We start from the raw sequence: 18,172 nt of genomic DNA, 5'->3' as shown, positions 1-18,172 counted from the left end.
ATTTTGTAATACCTTGATACAACTCCCTGCCGAGGCTGAAAACTAGCAGGGAGTTTTGTGTTTTTCACACAGGAGATGAAACCATGGCTATTGCTACTATCAACCCGGCAACGGGAGAAACGCTGAAAACTTTCGATCCGATCGCGGATGAGGTAATAGAAGCTAAGCTGGAATTAGCACAGCAAGCTTTTAAAAAATACCGCCAACTGCCGTTTGAGCAGAGAGCCCTGTGGATGCAGAAAGCTGCAGACATCTTGGAGCGCGATCGCGAAATTTACGCTGAAATGATGACCCTGGAAATGGGCAAAACGCTCAAATCTGCGATCGGCGAAGTGGAAAAATGCGCCTTAGTTTGTCGGTATTACGCCAAAAATGCCGCTCAATTTATGGCAGACGTACCGGCAACCACTGACGCTAGCAGCAGCTTTGTCCGCTACCAACCGCTGGGCCCTATTTTAGCCGTCATGCCCTGGAATTTCCCATTTTGGCAAGTTTTTCGGTTTGCGGCGCCAGCACTGATGGCGGGCAATGTCGGCTTGCTCAAACACGCTTCCAACGTGCCTCAGTGCGCTTTGAAAATCGAAGAAATTTTTACGCTTGCTGGCTTTCCCGAGGGAGTTTTTCAAACTTTGTTAGTCGGCGCCGACAAAGTAGCCGATATCGTTGCGGACGATCGTATCAAAGCAGCAACTCTCACCGGTAGCGAACCAGCGGGTGAAAGTTTGGCAGCAAATGCGGGCAAAAATTTGAAAAAAGTAGTGCTGGAATTGGGAGGAAGCGACCCCTTTATTGTGATGTCCAGCGCCGATGTAGCAGCAGCTTTATCAACTGCTGTGACATCCCGGATGCTCAATAACGGTCAATCTTGCATCGCAGCCAAACGCTTTATTTTAGCAGAAGAGATTGCCGACGAATTCATCACAGGATTTGTCGAAAAATTGGAGCAATTAAAAGTAGGCGATCCGATGTTGCCCGAAACCGATATCGGCCCTTTAGCTACTCCCGCAATCCTCAAAGACTTGGACAATCAAGTGCAAACTTGCGTCCAATCGGGAGCAAAACTTCTGACAGGCGGCGGCCCATTGTCAGAGAAGGCCGGCAATTTCTACTTGCCAACTATTCTGGCAGACATTCCCCCGAATGCCTCTGCCCGTCAAGAAGAATTTTTCGGGCCCGTAGCTTTAGTATTCCGAGTGGCAGACATGGATGAGGCGATCGCCCTCGCAAACAGCACATCTTTTGGCTTGGGTGCGTCAGCTTGGACTACAGTAAACTCAGAGAGCGATCGCTTTATTTCCGAACTAGAGGCCGGCGCGGTATTCATCAACGGTTTAGTAAAATCCGACCCGAGATTGCCCTTCGGCGGCATCAAACGCTCCGGTTACGGACGCGAATTGAGCATCCAAGGAATGCACGAATTTGTTAACATAAAAACAGTGTGGGTGAAATAAGCTCCCACTCTATCAACCGATCGCACAAATCTACATAAGTCTGCGTTTATCTGCGTTTACCTGCGGTTAAAAATTCCCATTTAGTATTTTTGCGATCGGTTTAAAAAGACCAAAAACCCCCATTAACCGAGGAGAGAAACGGAAATGAACACAGCTCAACTATTGGTAAAATGTTTAGAAAATGAAGGCGTCGAATACGTCTTCGGACTTCCTGGAGAAGAAAATTTAGAAATTCTAGAAGCCCTGAGAAACTCTTCAATTAAATTTATTACTACTCGCCACGAACAAGGCGCCGCTTTCATGGCCGACGTTTACGGTCGTCTCACCGGCAAAGCCGGCGTTTGCTTGTCAACCTTGGGCCCAGGCGCAACTAACTTAATGACAGGAGTTGCTGACGCCAACTTAGACGGTGCTCCTTTAATAGCAATTACCGGACAAGTCGGCACAGACAGGATGCACATAGAATCGCACCAATATTTAGATTTGGTTGCCATGTTTGAGCCAGTTACTAAGTGGAATGCTCAAATTGTTCGCCCCAGCACGACGGCAGAAATTGTCCGCAAAGCCTTTAAAGTAGCTCAAAGTGAAAAGCCGGGAGCCGTTCACATTGACTTACCTGAAAACATAGCAGCAATGCCGGCTGAAGGAACTCCGCTCACCAAAGACAACCGCGAAAAAACTTTTGGCGCTTACCAAAGCTTGAATAAAGCCGCTGTGGCAATTTCCAAGGCAAAAAGTCCTCTGCTTTTAGTAGGAAACGGCGCGATCCGCGCTAACGCCAGCGATGCTTTGACACAATTTGCTACTCGATTGAATATTCCTGTAGCTAATACTTTCATGGGCAAAGGTGTAATTCCTTACACTCATCCTTTGGCACTGTGGACGACGGGATTGCAAAAACGGGATTATATTAGCTGTGCTTTTGAAGAAACGGATTTAGTGATTGCTGTTGGCTACGATTTGATTGAATATTCCCCGAAGAAGTGGAATCCAGAAGGAAAAATTCCGATTATTCACATTGGATCTTTGCCAGCAGAAATTGACAGCAGTTATATTCCTCTTATAGAAGTTGTGGGAGATATTTCTGATTCCCTCAATGAAATTTTGCAGCGTGCCGATCGCATGGAGAAAGTAGATCCTTTTGCTAAGCAATTGCGGGCGGATATTCGCGCTGGGTACGAACAATATGCAGCCGACGACGGTTTCCCGATCAAGCCACAAAAACTCATTTACGATTTGCGGCAAGTCCTGGGCCCGGAAGATATTCTGATATCTGATGTGGGAGCTCACAAAATGTGGATCGCGCGGCACTATCATTGCGATCGCCCGAATACCTGTTTGATTTCTAACGGATTTGCGGCGATGGGAATTGCGATTCCGGGTGCGGTGGCTGCAAAACTCGTTTATCCCGATCGCAAAGTAATAGCAGCCACCGGCGACGGCGGTTTTATGATGAACTGTCAAGAGTTAGAAACTGCTTTGCGAGTCGGTACTAATTTTGTGACGCTGATCTTTAATGATGGCGGCTACGGGTTAATTGAATGGAAGCAGCAAGATTATTTTGGTCATTCCGATTTCGTCAAATTTGGCAATCCCGATTTTGTGAAATTTGCGGAAAGTATGGGTTTAAAAGGCTATCGAGTGGAAGCTGCAACCGATTTAATTCCGATTCTGAAAGAAGCCCTTGCTCAAGATGTCCCTTGCGTGATTGATTGTCCGGTAGACTATCGGGAAAATGCGCGTTTCAGTCAATTATCTGGGGATATGAGTTGCAATTTGTAAGAGTAGCCCGAAATCAGGAAACGGCAGTGCCGTTTCCTCCATCGCCGTGTTGTTGATGGTTATATCCGATCGCCCTTAAATCGCGCTTTTTGACAAGTTGGGATGTAAGGGCGATCGCACTTTTGCAGCTTCAAGTATTCGGATTAGCTGTTACCTGCGTGATGTACTGGATGATCACGTCAAAATGCTTACGGATTTCTGCCAAGTTTTTTACCCCAGTATGAGAAGTATAAATCACTTCCTCTTCCTTCTGGCGAGCGGTTGCAATTTTCTTTTCAATTACTCCCGATAGTTTTATTTTAACTTGTCGGAGTTGTTATTGTATCAGAGTTTCGAGGTCTTGGGCAATTGCAATAAACTGACTCATTATTTAACTATTATTTAACTTAAATTGATACGTTTTTTCAGTCTATTCAGACGTAGTTGAGTTTTTGGCTAGTTAAACTAATATAGCAATCCTTGCAGGAGTCGTAAATTTTTTACCCCACCCCAACCCACCCCGAACCCGAGGGGAGGAAGTAAGAAATTCACAAATGATGCGAGGATTGCTATATTTGAGCATACTAAGTATGGAAGACCCGTTTTTGGCTACTTAAACTAATATTTAAGGACACCAACTAAGAAAGAGCCTATTTTTTGACTTTTTAGCGACACGCAACACTTCTGTCTCAAATCTAATCACTTCAAACCCAATAATAAGGCGATCCCGCCGATCGCACCAACTACCCCCAAAACAGCCCGAATGCTCACTTTTTCGCCCGCCAGCACCGCTAAAGGCAGTATAAATAGGGGGCTGGTAGAACTGAGTGTTTGAGCGATTGCTGCGGGTGCATATTTCAGTGAAGTCTGTTGCAGGGAAATCCCGAGATAGGTTCCTAAAAAAGCTGCCAGAATTATGGCACCTAATATTTTGGATGATTTTAATTGTTTGAAACTCTCAAGGTTTGTTGGCTTAAAAAAGCACAGCATGACTGCCATGCCGCCGCTCAAACGCAAGGCCGCAGTCCACAGAGGATCGATATCTATTTGAGTGAAGGCGGCGCGGGATAAAATTGCTCCAGCGGCGTGGGTTGTTTGTCCTAATAAACTAATACCTAATCCCTGCCAAAGATGTTTTGATGATAAGGTTGTTTCGGCTGTTCGTTCTGCAATTACCCACGCTACGCCGCAGATTGTTAAAAGAATGCCAGTACAAGCAATGGGCGATAACTTTTCTTGCAAAAATATTAAGCCCAATAAAGCTGTTAAAGGGGGAGATAGGGTTTCTAAAAGCAGCGTTCGCCTCGCGCCTAAATATTTTAATACGATAAAGAAAGCGGTGTCTCCGATGCCAATTCCTAGACCGCCGCTAATCAGCAGCATTGCTAAAATATTAGGGTTGATTGCGGGTAAGGGTTTGCCTAAAATTAGTACAGTGGCAAGGAGCATGAAAAGGGCGATCGCGCCTTTGAGCAAGTTGAGCACCACTGCGGGGATTTGCTGTCCCACTCGCTGCCAGATTGTGGAAGATAGAGCCCAGACAAATGCAGCGCCTAAAGCGGCGATTTCACCCATAAAATCTATTGACTGTTGACTGTTGACTGTTGACTGTTGACTGTTGACTGTTAACGGTTGACTGTTGTCATTAGTTACCAATTCGCAATTCCCGATGCCCGATTCCTCATGCCATATAAATTAGGGTTCCCGGTGGCCTACCTGGAACCCTAGATTTATTAAGCTTTTTTAGCAGGGGGCGGTGAACATAAATCAATACCATCATGTCCGAATAGAGGAACGAATTCGCTTGCGGTTTGGGATGGCTTCGTTCCTTTCTTCGGACACCCAAGATATATGTCTACCTACTGATTAACGTTGTGGTAATTGCGGAGGTTGGGTAGGTTGAAATTGTGACCGCATATCTGTTCTTACCCAAGAACTAAAACGATCGGGACGAACGCATTCAGCATTCTCTAATTCATCTTTGAGTCTCTTGGCGAAAGATTCAAAGATATCCCCTAAAGCCTGACGATCTGTTAAGCAACCTTGGAGAGCAATAAGTTGTTCCAGCGTCCAGTTATACAGTTGAGTGTCCCCTTGTTCAATGCGTAAATAGAACTGATTCTCAAACTGTGCCAGATTAGAGTAGAAGTTCTCAACTTCTGACTTAATCAAGTTCATATCCAGGTAGAATTGTTGCTGTTTCAAATCTGCAAAAATCGTATTTTTGATGTTCTGCGTGAAGTTTTGGTTCAGCTCATTTTTGACGATAGTAGAGACATCATTACGGAAGTTGAGAATCTTGTTATCCAAGCTAACATTAATGCGATTGTCAAGATCGTTGACAATATTATTAGTCACTAACTGCACGTTGCTCGTGCTAGATTGATTAACAGCCGTATTGATGCGAGCATCAATGTTAGATTCAATCTGCTGAATGACCAGATTTTTAATGTTTTGGCTTTGGTCAGCAATTTTGAGATTAACTACCGCATTAATCCGCTGATCCATGTCGTGTTGAATTTGCTGAACAATTTGAGTGTTAATATCTTGAGATAGATTAGACACTTTCAGGTTCACGACATTATCGATGCGTTGATCGATGTAAGTTTGCATCTGCTGAATCACCAGATTCTTCACATTCTGGGTTTGATCGGAAATCTTGATGCTCACCACATTCTCAACACGCTGATCAATATTATGTTGGAGTTGCTGAATTACCTGATTAGTGATCTCTTGAGATTGATTGGCGATTTGGACACTAACCGAGTTACTAATGCGCTCATCAATATCAGCCGATATTTGATTAATTACCGTGGTATTAATCTCTGTAGACTGATTGGCAATTTTGATGTTAACTACATTCTCAATCCGTTGCTCAAGTTCAGTTTGCATTTGCTGAACTACGAGGTTCTTAACTTCTTGAGTCTGATTAGCCACTTTGAGATTAACGACGGACTCAACACGCTCATTGAGTTCGGTTTGCATTTGTTGCAGCACTAAGTTTTTAATCTCTTGGGTTTGTTCAGAGATTCTTAAATTCACCTGTTCACTAACAATGCGGGGGATTCGGGAAATAAATAAGTCGTTGAGATTTTTGTTGAAGTACCCCGACCAATTGTGGAAATTCTGATTAAAACTAACTTCCATTTGTTGGGTAAGAGTCTTAAACATAAAGTCCAGCCGTGCTACCCTCATGCCTAAGTCTTTAGCTTGAGTTTGATAGCCTTTAAGCAGCCATTTTTCCAAATTGTCCCAATAAGCTTCTTTTTTCTCGTTCGGGTCACCTGTTACTGTGATGGAAGTATTGATTTTGGCTGCCATTTCCTGCCACATTTGTTCCATCTGATCTTGGTCAAAACTGAAATTAAATCCACTGCTACTAATATTGATATTTTCAGTACCAGAGCCAGTTGTACCACCAGAGCCAGTTGTACCACCACCCACTAAACTAACACTGCCTCCGCTGATGCCGATACCACTGATGCCGATATCACCGATGCCGATACCAGGTTTTAGTTTGTCCTTTTCTTTCTCTACTTCTACATCAGTGATGTTGTTGATTTCTAAAACAACTTGCCCTTCGTTATCTTCTATGTATGTATCAAAAAAGAAGCCGGAGATGGTTGTTTTTTCTTTGACTTCAAAAATAACGTCATCTTTGAAGCCATTTAAGGAACACCAACTTTCGCTAACTTCATTTTCTGTCAACTTGGAGATAAATTTTCCCCCTTGAATCAAGAGTAATGCCCAAGGTTCTAATTGGAAATTTTTTGCTTCTGCTCCATAAGTGGCATTGCTTTCCCGAATTTTGACGCGATAGTTTCCTGGGGCTAACTCGATAGAATTAGCATTGGCTTTTTTAAGAGTTGAGAGATAATTGCCATCAAGCGAATAGCAGTTTTTCTTGCTATCAACGGTTAAAGTTTGGGAATTAGAAGGTTGATTGCCAGTGATTGAAACAGTGATTTCTCCTTCATTATCACCACTATAGACATCAAAGAATAAAGCACAGACTACAGCTTTTTCTTTGATATCAAACTGCAATTTGTCGTTATAGCCGTTTAAAGTTGCCCAAGTTCCACCTGTCTCAACACCTGTCTTTGTGTTGATAAAGGTACTGCCATCAAGTCCATAAATCCAGAGAAAAACAAAAGGCTCACCGACGGTATTGGCGGCACTATAACGGTAGCTACCACTGGTAATTTGGATGTCAAAAGTTCCTTTGTCTAATGTCAGAGACTTAGCAACATTTTGTTGCAAGCTATTCATCTGAGCGGTATTGATAACGTAACAGTTTTCTTTGGTATCAATCGTTAACAGTTTCATAGTTTCCTCACGAGTTGTAGTAGTTGGTTGTGGAGCTTGTGTAGCTTCAGTGTTAACTTTTGAAGTGATGGTTGGGATCGCTTCTGCTGCTGGTTGATAAACCGCAATTCCTGCCCAACGACCGCTAGGCTTGGTTTGAGCCACTAATGTGCCTTTACCTGTCTGGGTATTAATGCGGATTAATTGACCGTCTTTTCCCAAGTTAAAAAATCTGCCGGTAACGCCATAAAGGACATTGCCAACAAATTCTATACTGCCAATACCAGGAAATCCGGTATCACCAATAGTTTTAACTTCGCTAGTATCGAGATTGCAGCTAGCAAGTAATTTCTTCTTTTCGTAGCCAATTAATGTGATATATGCTATGCCATTGCTATCAAAGGCAACTTCGCCACAGTTGTAGTCTTTATTAGCTACGGTAGCTACTGGTGTACCTTTTCCTGTTTTGATATCCAGGGCAATCAGTTGTTTAGCTGTGCTGGCATAAAGGGTTTGACGTTGGGCGTTATAAGCCAAGCCGGCTGTAGCAAAGCCGGTATCCCCAATGACAATCGTATCGCCCGTTTTGATGTCAATTTTTACGAGCTGCGTTGTGTCGCCTTCTCGATCGATGCCATAGAGTTGTGAATCAACAAAGGCAATATCATACAGTTCTGTAATGATCTCACCGATGAATGTTGCTTTACCTGTGGCTAAATCAAGAGTATACAGTTTACTTAACTGATTTGAGACACAATCTTGGATATACACTGTCCCTGGAACCATAGCTAAATCCAAAGAAGATATATTGCTTGCCTGATTACTCATCTTTATCTTTTGAACTTGCCCAGCGATCGCTCTCTCTGGCCAGCAATACTGGTACAGGATGCGACAACTGATCCGTCTGAGCTTGTTTGAGCATATCTCCGAGTTGAGTGGTGCTGAGATCGTCGTAGGCTCGCGCCGGCGCCAAAAATTCGTCTACATTCAGTTTTTGGTAATCACTTAATGTGATATCTGCTATTAGACTTGTTTTGCCAAACTGTTAAGAAATCATAATCGAGGTTGCTGATGACGGTATTTCCCTTAGTGCTGATAAACTCAGCATCTGCTAGAATTGGTCGCAACTTTGACTGCTCCGGGGATGACTCTTAGTCTATCTAGAAGGGTAGATAATTGTTTTTTTAGTAATAAAGCGTAACATCTTTCTGTATCCGCTCAATAATCCGGGGTAAATCGCTCAACGATGCACCTCAAATGACGCAAAATCGTTCTTGAGTGGGTACTCCGCCCCGAATTATTGAGCGGATACATCTTTCTCATATTTCAGCCCACATTCCGCACCCTCAACTGTCACACGGACTGCTGAGGCTGAACGGAAAAAACTAATGATTTTTCAGGGAGTGCTTGTTTTCTCTCTAGTTATTGTCAATTAACAGGAATTAACGACAAGTTGGGTTCATCCTGAGCCTGACAGCTAATTCAACTTAAGTATTAGTGCTTAGTCTCACCTAGGTTGATCAAGCTTACAACCACCAAGAACACCAAAAGCCCCGTGTGACAGTTGAGAGTGCGGAAGGTGGGTTTTTGCTACCCCGCCCTAACTTGTTACTAAACAAACACTAACCAGTTATATAACTGGTTAGTGTTTGTTTAACTGGTTTGCTTTTCCGTAATCATTAACCAGATAACCCGATCAGCGAGCGCCAAATTAAAACCCTGTCTAACCGTTAGACATTAGGTTCCCTGACAACGCGCTCTATCATTCTGTGTCCTCAAACGTTATATTACTTTCGGACTTTAAGGTTAACCCTTTCCCGTCATTAAATTGAATCCTGACTTGATACTCTTTTTTTCCACCTGGAAAGGGCTGTGTAACAGACATATGAGAGACGACTTTCCCATTGTATGTAGGCACCTGCATTATACTCATTGCTTTTACTCCTTGTTTTTTTACAACAGAACCCGGAAGAAACGAGTCGAAAACTGCCTAAATATAGATTGGATAGGCATTTCGACAGTTCAAGCACATAACCCCGAGATCATCAGATTATATCCCCAAGTGGCGTTCGCTAGTTACTTTAAGTGGTGAGGCGATAGCTTACCGACCCAACCGCTGGCACTTCCCCAACACGCGATCACTGTCTGACGGTTAGACTGGGCAAAACAACCATTCCGCAACCCCAATTAACGCTTGAGTTGAAGATAATTTTACCCTCTGGCTAAATCAAGAGTATACAGTTTACTTAACTGATTCCAGACACAATCTTAGATATAAACTGTGCCTGGAACGATCGCTAAATCCAAAGAAGGTATATTGCTTGCCTCATTACTCATGTCTTTCTGTTTTTATTACATAAAAAAGCAGATGAAAGTAATAGTGCGGTTGCTCATGAGTTATTTCAACTGAAGTTCGGAAAATACTCGGCTACCAACCACAGCCACCAGCCAGGGCGAACTCAAGTGATGAGATATGCACTTGGAGCTACTGGGCTACCTAGCACACAGTTCTTTATTAATACATCACTAGCTTTTTTAGCAGTGGGCGGGGAGAGAATCGAACTCTCATACCTTTCGGTGTCAGATTTTGAGTCTGATGCGTCTACCAATTTCGCCACCCGCCCTTTTGGGTTTCACCATCATAACACACAGATCGATTTCCTGCAAGCAAAGATTCATAATCTTTTGAACTTGCCCAACGATCGATCTCTCGGGCGCGCAATACTGGTACAGGATGGGACAACTGAGCCGTCTGAGCTTGTTTGAGCATATCTCCGAGTTGAGTGCTGCTGAGGTCGTCATAGGCCCGCGCCTGCGCCAAAAACGCATCGACATTCAGTTTGGGAGCTAAAGTCGGCGAACCTCCGGCCAGTTTCATCAACAAGGATGCTACCACTTTTGGGTCTTGGGTGGCGAGCAAGGCGGCGCGATCGCACGTAAATTCCGCACACCGCAACCATTCCAACATTTGCGCCTGCAAACCCTGCGCGAGCACGGTTCCCACAGGCGAAATTTGGCCTGCGGCCAACACAATTAAATTAGCCAGAGTCAGGTAAACTCCGTGATCGCACTTCAAATGACCCAACTCGTGAGCAATTACTGCCTTAACTTCCTCGTCTGTAAGCAAATCAATCAGAGAAGTGTGCATCACCACAAAAGGCTGTTTTCCCCGCATCGCAAAAGTGTAAGCATTTGGCATCGGATGCTGGCGGACATAAAGCTGCGGCGCTTCCAAATCCAGAGTTTTGCAGGCATCCAACAGCAATTGATGCAGGTGGGGCAATTGATTTTCGCCGACTTGGACGCTGGAAGCCAGATTTTCCAGCATAAAAAACTGTTCGCCAAGTTGTCCCAGCAACTGCCGCACGATCAAATCCAGGCCGGGCAGTTGTTTGAGAGTGCTGGTAGCTTCCAAGTCTAGCGGGTGGCGAAACTGGTCTGCTTTTAAACCGATGAGCGGTATGTTCGACATTTTAGTCAGTTGGGAATGGGGAATTGGGAATTGGGAATTGGGCATGGGGCATGGGGAATTGGGCATGGGGAATTCTTTTGCTTCTTCCTTTTTTCCTCTTCCTTCTTCCTTCTTCCTTCTTCCTTCTTCCTTCTGACTACTTTAAACCCGATCGCACGGGATTGACAGGAGCCTCAGCAGTCGCCGGGTCTGTACCCTCTTTGACGCGTCGCAACTTAGCTCCCAGTTTTTGCAGTTTCACCTCTAACTGCTCATAGCCGCGGTCTAAGTGCTGCAAGCTGCTGATGGTGGTGACACCATCGGCTGCAAGTCCCGCTAGCACTAACGCCGCCGAAGCCCGCAAATCTGTTGCCACGACAGGCGCACCCGACAGCCGCGACACTCCCCGCACAATGGCTACATTGCCTTTAAGGCGAATGTCTGCGCCCATGCGGTTGAGCTCTGCTACGTGGCGCAAGCGATTCTCAAACACGGTTTCTTTGATCAAGCTGTCGCCTTCGCTCAGCGTCAGCAAAGCCATAAACTGAGCTTGCATATCTGTGGGGAAACCGGGATAAGGCAGAGTTTCGATGTCTGTGGCCGAGTGAGTTTGGCCGGGAACTATCCGCAAAATGTCGGGGGATTCTGCAATAATTTTTGCCCCAATTGTCTGCAATTTGGCAATGACTGCGGTCAGGTGGTCGGGAATTACTGGCGACAAACTGATTTCCGAGTGAGTGATAGCTCCGGCTACTAAAAATGTTCCGGCTTCAATGCGATCGGGAATAATTGAATAGTCTACCGCGTGCAGCTTGGGCACTCCCGAAATGACGATCGTATTCGTGCCGGCGCCTTGAATTTTTGCTCCCATGGCGCGGCAGAAATTCGCCAAATCTGCGACTTCCGGCTCTTGAGCGGCATTTTCAATTATGGTTTCTCCTTCCGCCAGAGTCGCCGCCATCATCAAAGTTTCAGTTGCGCCGACGCTGGGGTAGTCCAAATAAATTTTGGCTCCTTTCAGGCGGCGGTTTGGCCCTTTGACGTAAGCGTGAACGGTGCCGTGGTCGATGTGGACTTCGGCACCGAGGGCTTGCAGACCGCGAACGTGGAGTTCAACAGGTCGCGCGCCGATGGCGCACCCACCGGGCAAGGGCACTTTGGCAAATCCCAAACGCGCTACCAGTGGCCCGATGATGAAGAAGCTCGCCCGCAGTTGGCTGACTAATTCGTAGGGGGCTTGAGCGTCTATGAGGTTGCTGGCGTTGATGTCTAAAACGTCCCCGTTCTGCTGTAATTTGACTCCTACAGCCGAGAGAATTTGTCCCATGCGGGCGACATCGACTAGACCGGGAACGTTGCGGAGACGGCAATCCTCTGGGCATAGCAGGGAGCCTGCCATGACGACTAAGGCCGAGTTTTTGGCGCCACTGATTTTGACGTGTCCTTTAAGGGGTTCGCGACCCCAAATTTGTAATACTTGTTGTTCGTCGCTTTCAGGTGAAGCTGGCAGGTTAGATGAGTTCTGAGCTGGTGTAATGGGTTTGCCCTCCATAATGCGCTTCATTACTTTATACATTATTAATTTTGGTTCGATTTTACCGGAAAGTTTTTATATGTCTAGGGGTAACATTTGGAATTGCGGGAATTATATTTGCTGGCACTCGGTCTGGACAAGGCTTTCAGGTTTTAGCCCACAAATAATATCGATCGAGTCTCATGAAGTTATCTGTATCAAAATTTACGTTAATTTGTAGCGCTCGCTCGGCTCTCAGATGTTGTACCTTTGTCAACGATCTTTTTAAGTAAAAGCGGACTCGGTTGTTGACAAAGGTGTAAGATATCGGTTCGATCGACAATGCCGGAAAGTTCACACATTGTCGATCGCCCCATTGCCTGTGCTACCCTGTGACAACAACCTAGAGCCAAAGCTACTCCTAGCATATGGTTCACATTAAACGGATCGAACTGACTAACTTTAAATCTTTTGGCGGCACGACGGCCATTCCCGTGCTGCCCGGTTTTACTGTGGTTTCCGGGCCCAACGGTTCTGGCAAGTCCAACATCCTCGACGCTTTGCTGTTTTGTCTCGGACTTTCGAGTTCTAAGGGAATGCGAGCTGAACGTTTGCCGGATTTGGTGAACAGCGCCCAAAACAAACGCGGTACGATCGAAGCTAGCGTGACTGCGACTTTTGCGCTGGAAGATGTGGGGGAGGAATGGTTCGCCCGGGATGAAGATGAGGACGAAAATGCAGCAGATGAGTTCTCTGTGGAAGCAGAGGAAGTCGAAGGGATAGATATTGGCGAAACTCAAGACAACAACGGCCAATCATCTGCCAATCGAAAATCGAAAATCGAAAATCGAAAATCGGAAGAGTTATCTGTTGAAGACGTAGAAGAGATTGAAATCGCAGCGACTCAAGACAACAACGGACAACTACTCGCTACCAATCGAAAATCCAAAATCGAAAATCCAAAATCGGATGAGTGGAGTGTGACGCGGAAACTTCGGGTAACTCGCCAAGGTACTTACACTTCAACTTATTACATTAACGGCCAACCTTGCACCCTGACTCAACTTCACGAACAACTCAACCGCTTGCGAATTTATCCCGAAGGCTATAACGTCGTGCTGCAAGGAGACGTTACGAGCATTATTTCGATGAATTCTAAGGAACGCAGAGAAATCATTGACGAATTAGCTGGTGTGGCTCAGTTCGATCGCAAAATCTCTTTAGCTAGGCAGAAGTTGGATGAAGTTAAGGAGGTGGAAGAACGCAGCCGGATTGTAGAAAAAGAGCTGATTTCTCAGCGCGATAGGCTGGCTTCCGATCGCACAAAAGCGGAAAAATATCAAAAATTGCGGGCAGAATTTCAAGAAAAATCGCAATGGGAAATAGTGCTGAAATTCCGCCAATTGCAGCAGCAAGAATGGAAGCTGCGAGAACAAATCGAAACTGGCGATCGCACTTCGGCATCTCTCACGGAACAACTGCAAGCAATTAGTACCCAAATTCAAGAAGCAACCGCCGAACTTGAAGCGCTGAATGCCCGCGTTAAAGCTTTGGGCGAGTCGGAATTGTTGGCTTTGCAAGCGACGATTGCGACTCAGGAAGCGGAACGGCGGCAACTGCAAAACCGCAAACAGGATTTGGAAAAAACTGCTGGGCAAATGGCGGCTAACATAGCACAAACAGAGGAAGAAGTTCGGCAATTCCGGCAAAGTTTGGAGCAAATTGAGATTGAAATATCTTATGTTAAGTCTCAAATAGGAAGTTTGCAGGAACAGCGGGATGCAGCCCAGCAAAGTTTAGATGAAAGTCGGGAAGTTGCAAATGCGATCGCCTCGACTGCCGAAGTGTGGGTACAGCAGCAAACAGAATTGCACCGCCAAATCGAAACAATTCAACAAACTTTGGAACCGCAGCGTACAGAACAAGCTACCATTGGCGAAAGAGCCGATCGCCTGCAAAGTCAAATTCAAGAACAAAACCAATCGCTGCAAGTATTGGAACAGGAAATTGCAGCAAAAAAAGAGCAGCAATCTCGCCTTGTGGAAACCAAAGGCGTTGCATCTTTGCAAGTAGAATCGCTGAATCAGATTTTAGTCGAAGCCGAACAAGAATTGCAACTGCAACAAGAAACTCAAACTCGTTTGTTGGAAGAACAGCGCGAAAGACAGCGCAAATTAGACAAACTAGAAGTGCAGTTTCAAGCACTGCAAGAAGCGACGGGAACGTTTACTGCAAAAATTGTCGCGCAAAGCGGAATTGGCGGAGTTTGCGGCTTGGTGGCTCAACTGGGCAGGGTAGAACCGCGCTATCAGTTGGCGCTGGAAATTGCCGCGGGCGGGCGCATGGGAAATATGGTGGTGGAAGATGACAGCGTGGCTGCTGCTGCGATCGAATTGTTGAAACAAAAACGGGCGGGAAGGATGACGTTTTTGCCTTTGAATAAGATTAGAGGTGGCAGGTATTCGGTGAATGAAAATTTGCGGCGCGCGGCTGGATTTGTGGATGCGGCTGTTAATTTGATTGATTGCGATTCGCGGTATCAGGAAATTTTTGCTTACGTTTTTGGCAGTACGGTTGTGTTTAGTAACCTCAGCGACGCCCGCCGCTATTTGGGACAGTACCGGATTGTCACTTTGGACGGGGAAATTTTGGAAACTAGCGGGGCGATGACTGGGGGAAGTTCTACTAATAGATCTACCTTGCATTTTGGCACGGTTGAGGCTAGCGAGGCTGCTAGTGAAGCCCGGACGATCGCCTCTCTGCAAGAAAGGTTGGAGGAAATTGAGCGGATTTTGGAACGGTGCAAAATTGCGATCGATCGCGCTTCTGTTGCAGTCAAAACACGCAGCCAAGAATTGATGGAAGCGAAACAGAATTTGCGCGAACATCAGTTGCGCTTGGAACAGTTGGATTCAGAAATTAAGAATTTGCAAGCGCAACAGGAACAAGTGCGATCGCAAATGGCGAAAAACACACAGGAATTAACTAATTCGCGATCGAGATTGCAATTGCTGGAGGGAGAATTGCCCGCACAGGAAACTCAATTGCAGCAATATCGGCAAACTTTGGCGCAGTTGGAAGAGTCGAACAGTCACAGCGAATGGCAGCAAATGCAATCGAGTTTGCGCGCTCTGGAAGCGCAACTGCAAGAGCGAGAATTGGCTCTGAGAAACGTCCAGCAGCGCCTTGTAGACTTGGAAAATCAATTCGGGCGTTTGGAAGACAAAATTAAGGAATGTAGCGAGAAATTGCAGGAATGGCAAGTGCAGCAAAACGCGGGGGCGGATGCACTCGATCGCATTGTTTCGCAGCAGTTAGAACTCGATCGACAAATTGCCGAAGCTAAGGCGGCTTTGGGGGAAATTGAGGAAAAATTGGGCGTGCAGAAGGGAGATCGCGATCGGGCGGAATCTCAACTGCGAGAGAAGCATTTAGCCAAACAGCAGTTACAATGGCAGTTGCAAAAACTCCACGAAACCCAGCAAGAACGCCGGGAACAATTGAGCGCAGTCCGCACTCTATTGGAAGCGCAGCGGGCGGAAATGCCCGACCCCGTGCCCTCGATTCCTGAAAATGTCGAGAAAGCCAATTTGACGGAATTGCAGCAGGAAGTAAAGGCGATCGCCAAACGCATTCAAGCTTTAGAACCGGTCAATATGCTAGCCTTGGAAGAGTACAACCGCACTCAAGAACGCCTTCAAGAATTGAGTCAAAAATTGACCACATTGGAAGGAGAACGCACAGAACTGCTGTTGAGAATCGAAAATTTTACCACACTCAGGCGGCGCGCTTTTAAGGAAGCTTTCGACGCGGTTAACGAGAACTTCCAGACTATCTTTGCGGAACTTTCCGAAGGCGATGGCTATCTCCAGCTAGATGACCAGGAAGACCCCTTCAGCAGCGGCTTGAATTTGGTTGCTCACCCGAAGGGCAAACCCGTACAGCGACTGGCTTCCATGTCTGGAGGGGAAAAGTCCTTGACGGCGCTGAGTTTTATTTTTGCGCTGCAACGCTACCGCCCGTCTACGTTCTACGCTTTTGATGAAGTGGATATGTTTCTGGATGGGGCAAATGTGGAGCGATTGGCTAGAATGATAAAACGACAGTCTGAACAAGCCCAGTTTATTGTTGTGAGTTTGCGGCGACCTATGATTCAATCGGCTGAGCGTACAATTGGCGTTACTCAAGCGCGGGGAGCTTATACTCAAGTCATAGGACTGAAGTTGTAGTCCCGGAGTTTATGTTAACGCTCGTGTTGAGTGATATATGTACTTAATAAATCAGGATTAAAGTTAGAATGACATCCGAACAAATCTGCCAACGCTCAGACATTCTAGGCACTCAGGTCATCACCCGCGACAGAGGTAAACGCTTGGGGGTGGTTAGTCAATTGTGGGTGGACATTGACCGGCGGGAAGTTGTGGCGATCGGTCTGCGTGATAATATATTCGCGGTCGCTGGAATGCCGAGGTTTATGTTCCTCAGCAATGTTAGTGAAATCGGCGACGTGCTGTTGGTGGAAGATGAGAGCGCGATCGAAGATGATGTTGATGTTGAAGTCTACAGCATTTTGATTAACAGCGAAGTTATTACCGAAACCGGCGAACTTTTGGGTAGGGTGCGGGGCTTTAGGTTCGACCCCGAAGACGGTAAGTTAGTTTCTATAATTATCGCTTCCCTGGGAATCCCCCAAATCCCAGACCAAGTTCTCAGCACTTACGAGTTGGGGATTGAGGAAATTGTCAGCAGCGGCCCGAATCGCTTGATTGTATTTGAAGGTTCCGAGGAAAGGCTCAGGCAGCTTAGTGTGGGTTTGCTGGAGCGCGTCGGTTTGGGCCAAGCACCTTGGGAACGAGAAGAGGACGAGCAAGGTTATTATCCGAAACCCGTGGCTACAGGAAATCAATTGGGCCCGGGCGTGCGGATACCTGCACCGGAAATGCGGAGCCGGGTAGCTGCGCCTGCGGTTGAGGAAGTTCCTTGGGACGAGGATTCGCAGTGGAATCGGCCTGCGGTGCGCCAGCCGCAGCAGCAGATGCGCGCGGTGCAGCCTGAGCCGATCGACAATTACGAGGATTACGAAGAGGATAATTGGGGCGGCGAGGAGGACGATTACGAGGAGGAGTACGAGGCGAAGCCGCAGTACACTCGCTCTGAGAGTTCTCGCCCGAAGGCGCCTGTGGTCGAGTACGAGTACGAGGATGATGTGGAAGCTGATGCTTGGGCGGACGATGAGGCACCGAAGCCTTACCAGGCTCCTCGAGTGAATATCCCTGAGAAGACTAAAACTCCTGAGTACGAGGAGGAGCCTGGTTATTAGAAATTAATCGCTCGGTTGAAATTAATCTGGGATTTTTGGGGCGGGCTTGCGTGCCCACCCCAGACTTATCTGGGTTGATTTCTTGGGTGGGGGCGAGTTTACGAAATTATTGATTCTAGGCCTAGATGGTTGGAAAAACCCGCCCTTACAAATTGTCGTAGGGGCGGGTTTTGTCAGAGAGATCATTAATCATAAACATTATGAATCAACCCGCCCCCGCAAGGCGATCGATCAGAGTTGATTGTTTGGGCGGAAGCAGGTTTTGCCAGAAATATCGATCGCCCCAGTCCGTGATATCATGTCCGGTGATTTGATTTGCGATTGTTCGCTGTTTTGGGCGATCGGCAAAACGGTCGATTGCTTTCACCGCG

10 protein-coding genes and 1 tRNA gene are annotated in these 18,172 nt (G+C 46.3%); 4 read left to right on the top strand and 7 right to left on the bottom strand.

Annotation, left to right across the window (positions count from 1 at the left end; all coding sequences use genetic code 11):
* Nucleotides 1-83 precede the first annotated feature (83 nt).
* A complete protein-coding gene (locus QUA47_RS09400; RefSeq protein ID WP_333430554.1) occupies nucleotides 84-1,451 on the top strand; it encodes an NAD-dependent succinate-semialdehyde dehydrogenase in 1,368 nt (455 codons plus the stop codon).
* A gap of 144 nt (nucleotides 1,452-1,595) precedes the next feature.
* Nucleotides 1,596-3,233 (top strand): acetolactate synthase large subunit, encoded by a 1,638-nt coding sequence (locus QUA47_RS09395; protein WP_333430553.1) that lies wholly within the window; start codon nucleotides 1,596-1,598, stop codon nucleotides 3,231-3,233.
* Nucleotides 3,234-3,911: 678 nt separating this feature from the next.
* Here QUA47_RS09395 and QUA47_RS09390 read toward each other — a convergent pair.
* The 6 genes from QUA47_RS09390 to murA all read right to left on the bottom strand — a co-directional run bounded on the left by QUA47_RS09390 (nucleotide 3,912) and on the right by murA (nucleotide 12,544).
* A complete protein-coding gene (locus QUA47_RS09390; protein ID WP_333430571.1) occupies nucleotides 3,912-4,787 on the bottom strand; it encodes a DMT family transporter in 876 nt (291 codons plus the stop codon).
* A 291-nt stretch (nucleotides 4,788-5,078) separates the two neighbouring features.
* Nucleotides 5,079-8,345 (bottom strand): hypothetical protein, encoded by a 3,267-nt coding sequence (locus QUA47_RS09385; RefSeq protein ID WP_333430552.1) that lies wholly within the window; start codon nucleotides 8,343-8,345, stop codon nucleotides 5,079-5,081.
* A complete protein-coding gene (locus QUA47_RS09380) occupies nucleotides 8,338-8,490 on the bottom strand; it encodes a hypothetical protein (RefSeq protein WP_333430551.1) in 153 nt (50 codons plus the stop codon). Before QUA47_RS09380 ends, QUA47_RS09385 begins: the two co-directional genes overlap by 8 nt.
* Nucleotides 8,491-10,059: 1,569 nt before the next feature.
* Nucleotides 10,060-10,141: transfer RNA gene (locus QUA47_RS09375), tRNA-Leu, on the bottom strand.
* Entirely contained in the window at nucleotides 10,120-10,989 is an 870-nt protein-coding gene (locus QUA47_RS09370) for a M48 family metallopeptidase (RefSeq protein WP_333217264.1), read from the bottom strand. The genes QUA47_RS09375 and QUA47_RS09370 overlap by 22 nt, the downstream gene beginning before the upstream one ends.
* 136 nt (nucleotides 10,990-11,125) lie before the next feature.
* Nucleotides 11,126-12,544, bottom strand: coding sequence for a UDP-N-acetylglucosamine 1-carboxyvinyltransferase (gene murA, locus QUA47_RS09365; RefSeq protein WP_333290274.1), 1,419 nt, complete (start codon nucleotides 12,542-12,544; stop codon nucleotides 11,126-11,128).
* 365 nt (nucleotides 12,545-12,909) lie between these two features.
* Here murA and smc point away from each other — a divergent pair, with 365 nt between their 5' ends.
* Together smc and QUA47_RS09355 are read left to right on the top strand one after the other, a co-directional pair.
* Nucleotides 12,910-16,710: a chromosome segregation protein SMC gene (gene smc, locus QUA47_RS09360; protein ID WP_333430550.1), complete on the top strand. Its 3,801-nt coding sequence runs from the start codon at nucleotides 12,910-12,912 to the stop codon at nucleotides 16,708-16,710.
* 68 nt (nucleotides 16,711-16,778) lie between these two features.
* On the top strand, nucleotides 16,779-17,801 hold the full coding sequence (locus QUA47_RS09355) for a PRC-barrel domain-containing protein (RefSeq protein ID WP_333290270.1): 1,023 nt from the start codon (nucleotides 16,779-16,781) through the stop codon (nucleotides 17,799-17,801).
* A gap of 205 nt (nucleotides 17,802-18,006) precedes the next feature.
* Here QUA47_RS09355 and QUA47_RS09350 read toward each other — a convergent pair whose 3' ends face one another.
* The gene (locus QUA47_RS09350; protein WP_333430549.1) at nucleotides 18,007-18,168 is read right to left on the bottom strand and encodes a hypothetical protein; all 162 of its coding nucleotides are present in this window, start codon (nucleotides 18,166-18,168) and stop codon (nucleotides 18,007-18,009) included.
* Nucleotides 18,169-18,172: the final 4 nt, after the last annotated feature.

The organism is Microcoleus sp. MON2_D5, from assembly GCF_036701905.1.
GTDB lineage: Bacteria > Cyanobacteriota > Cyanobacteriia > Cyanobacteriales > Microcoleaceae > Microcoleus.
This window is presented reverse-complemented; position numbering and strand designations above follow the sequence as displayed.

Bases quoted from the DNA above. Each gene is read 5' to 3' on its own strand.
- QUA47_RS09355 (WP_333290270.1), top strand. From the start codon at position 16,779: ATGACATCCGAACAAATCTGCCAACGCTCAGACATTCTAGGCACTCAG.
- QUA47_RS09400 (WP_333430554.1), top strand. From the start codon at position 84: ATGGCTATTGCTACTATCAACCCGGCAACGGGAGAAACGCTGAAAACT.
- QUA47_RS09385 (WP_333430552.1), bottom strand. From the start codon at position 8,345: ATGAGTAATCAGGCAAGCAATATATCTTCTTTGGATTTAGCTATGGTT.
- murA (WP_333290274.1), bottom strand. From the start codon at position 12,544: ATGTATAAAGTAATGAAGCGCATTATGGAGGGCAAACCCATTACACCA.
- QUA47_RS09390 (WP_333430571.1), bottom strand. From the start codon at position 4,787: ATGGGTGAAATCGCCGCTTTAGGCGCTGCATTTGTCTGGGCTCTATCT.
- QUA47_RS09370 (WP_333217264.1), bottom strand. From the start codon at position 10,989: ATGTCGAACATACCGCTCATCGGTTTAAAAGCAGACCAGTTTCGCCAC.
- QUA47_RS09395 (WP_333430553.1), top strand. From the start codon at position 1,596: ATGAACACAGCTCAACTATTGGTAAAATGTTTAGAAAATGAAGGCGTC.
- smc (WP_333430550.1), top strand. From the start codon at position 12,910: ATGGTTCACATTAAACGGATCGAACTGACTAACTTTAAATCTTTTGGC.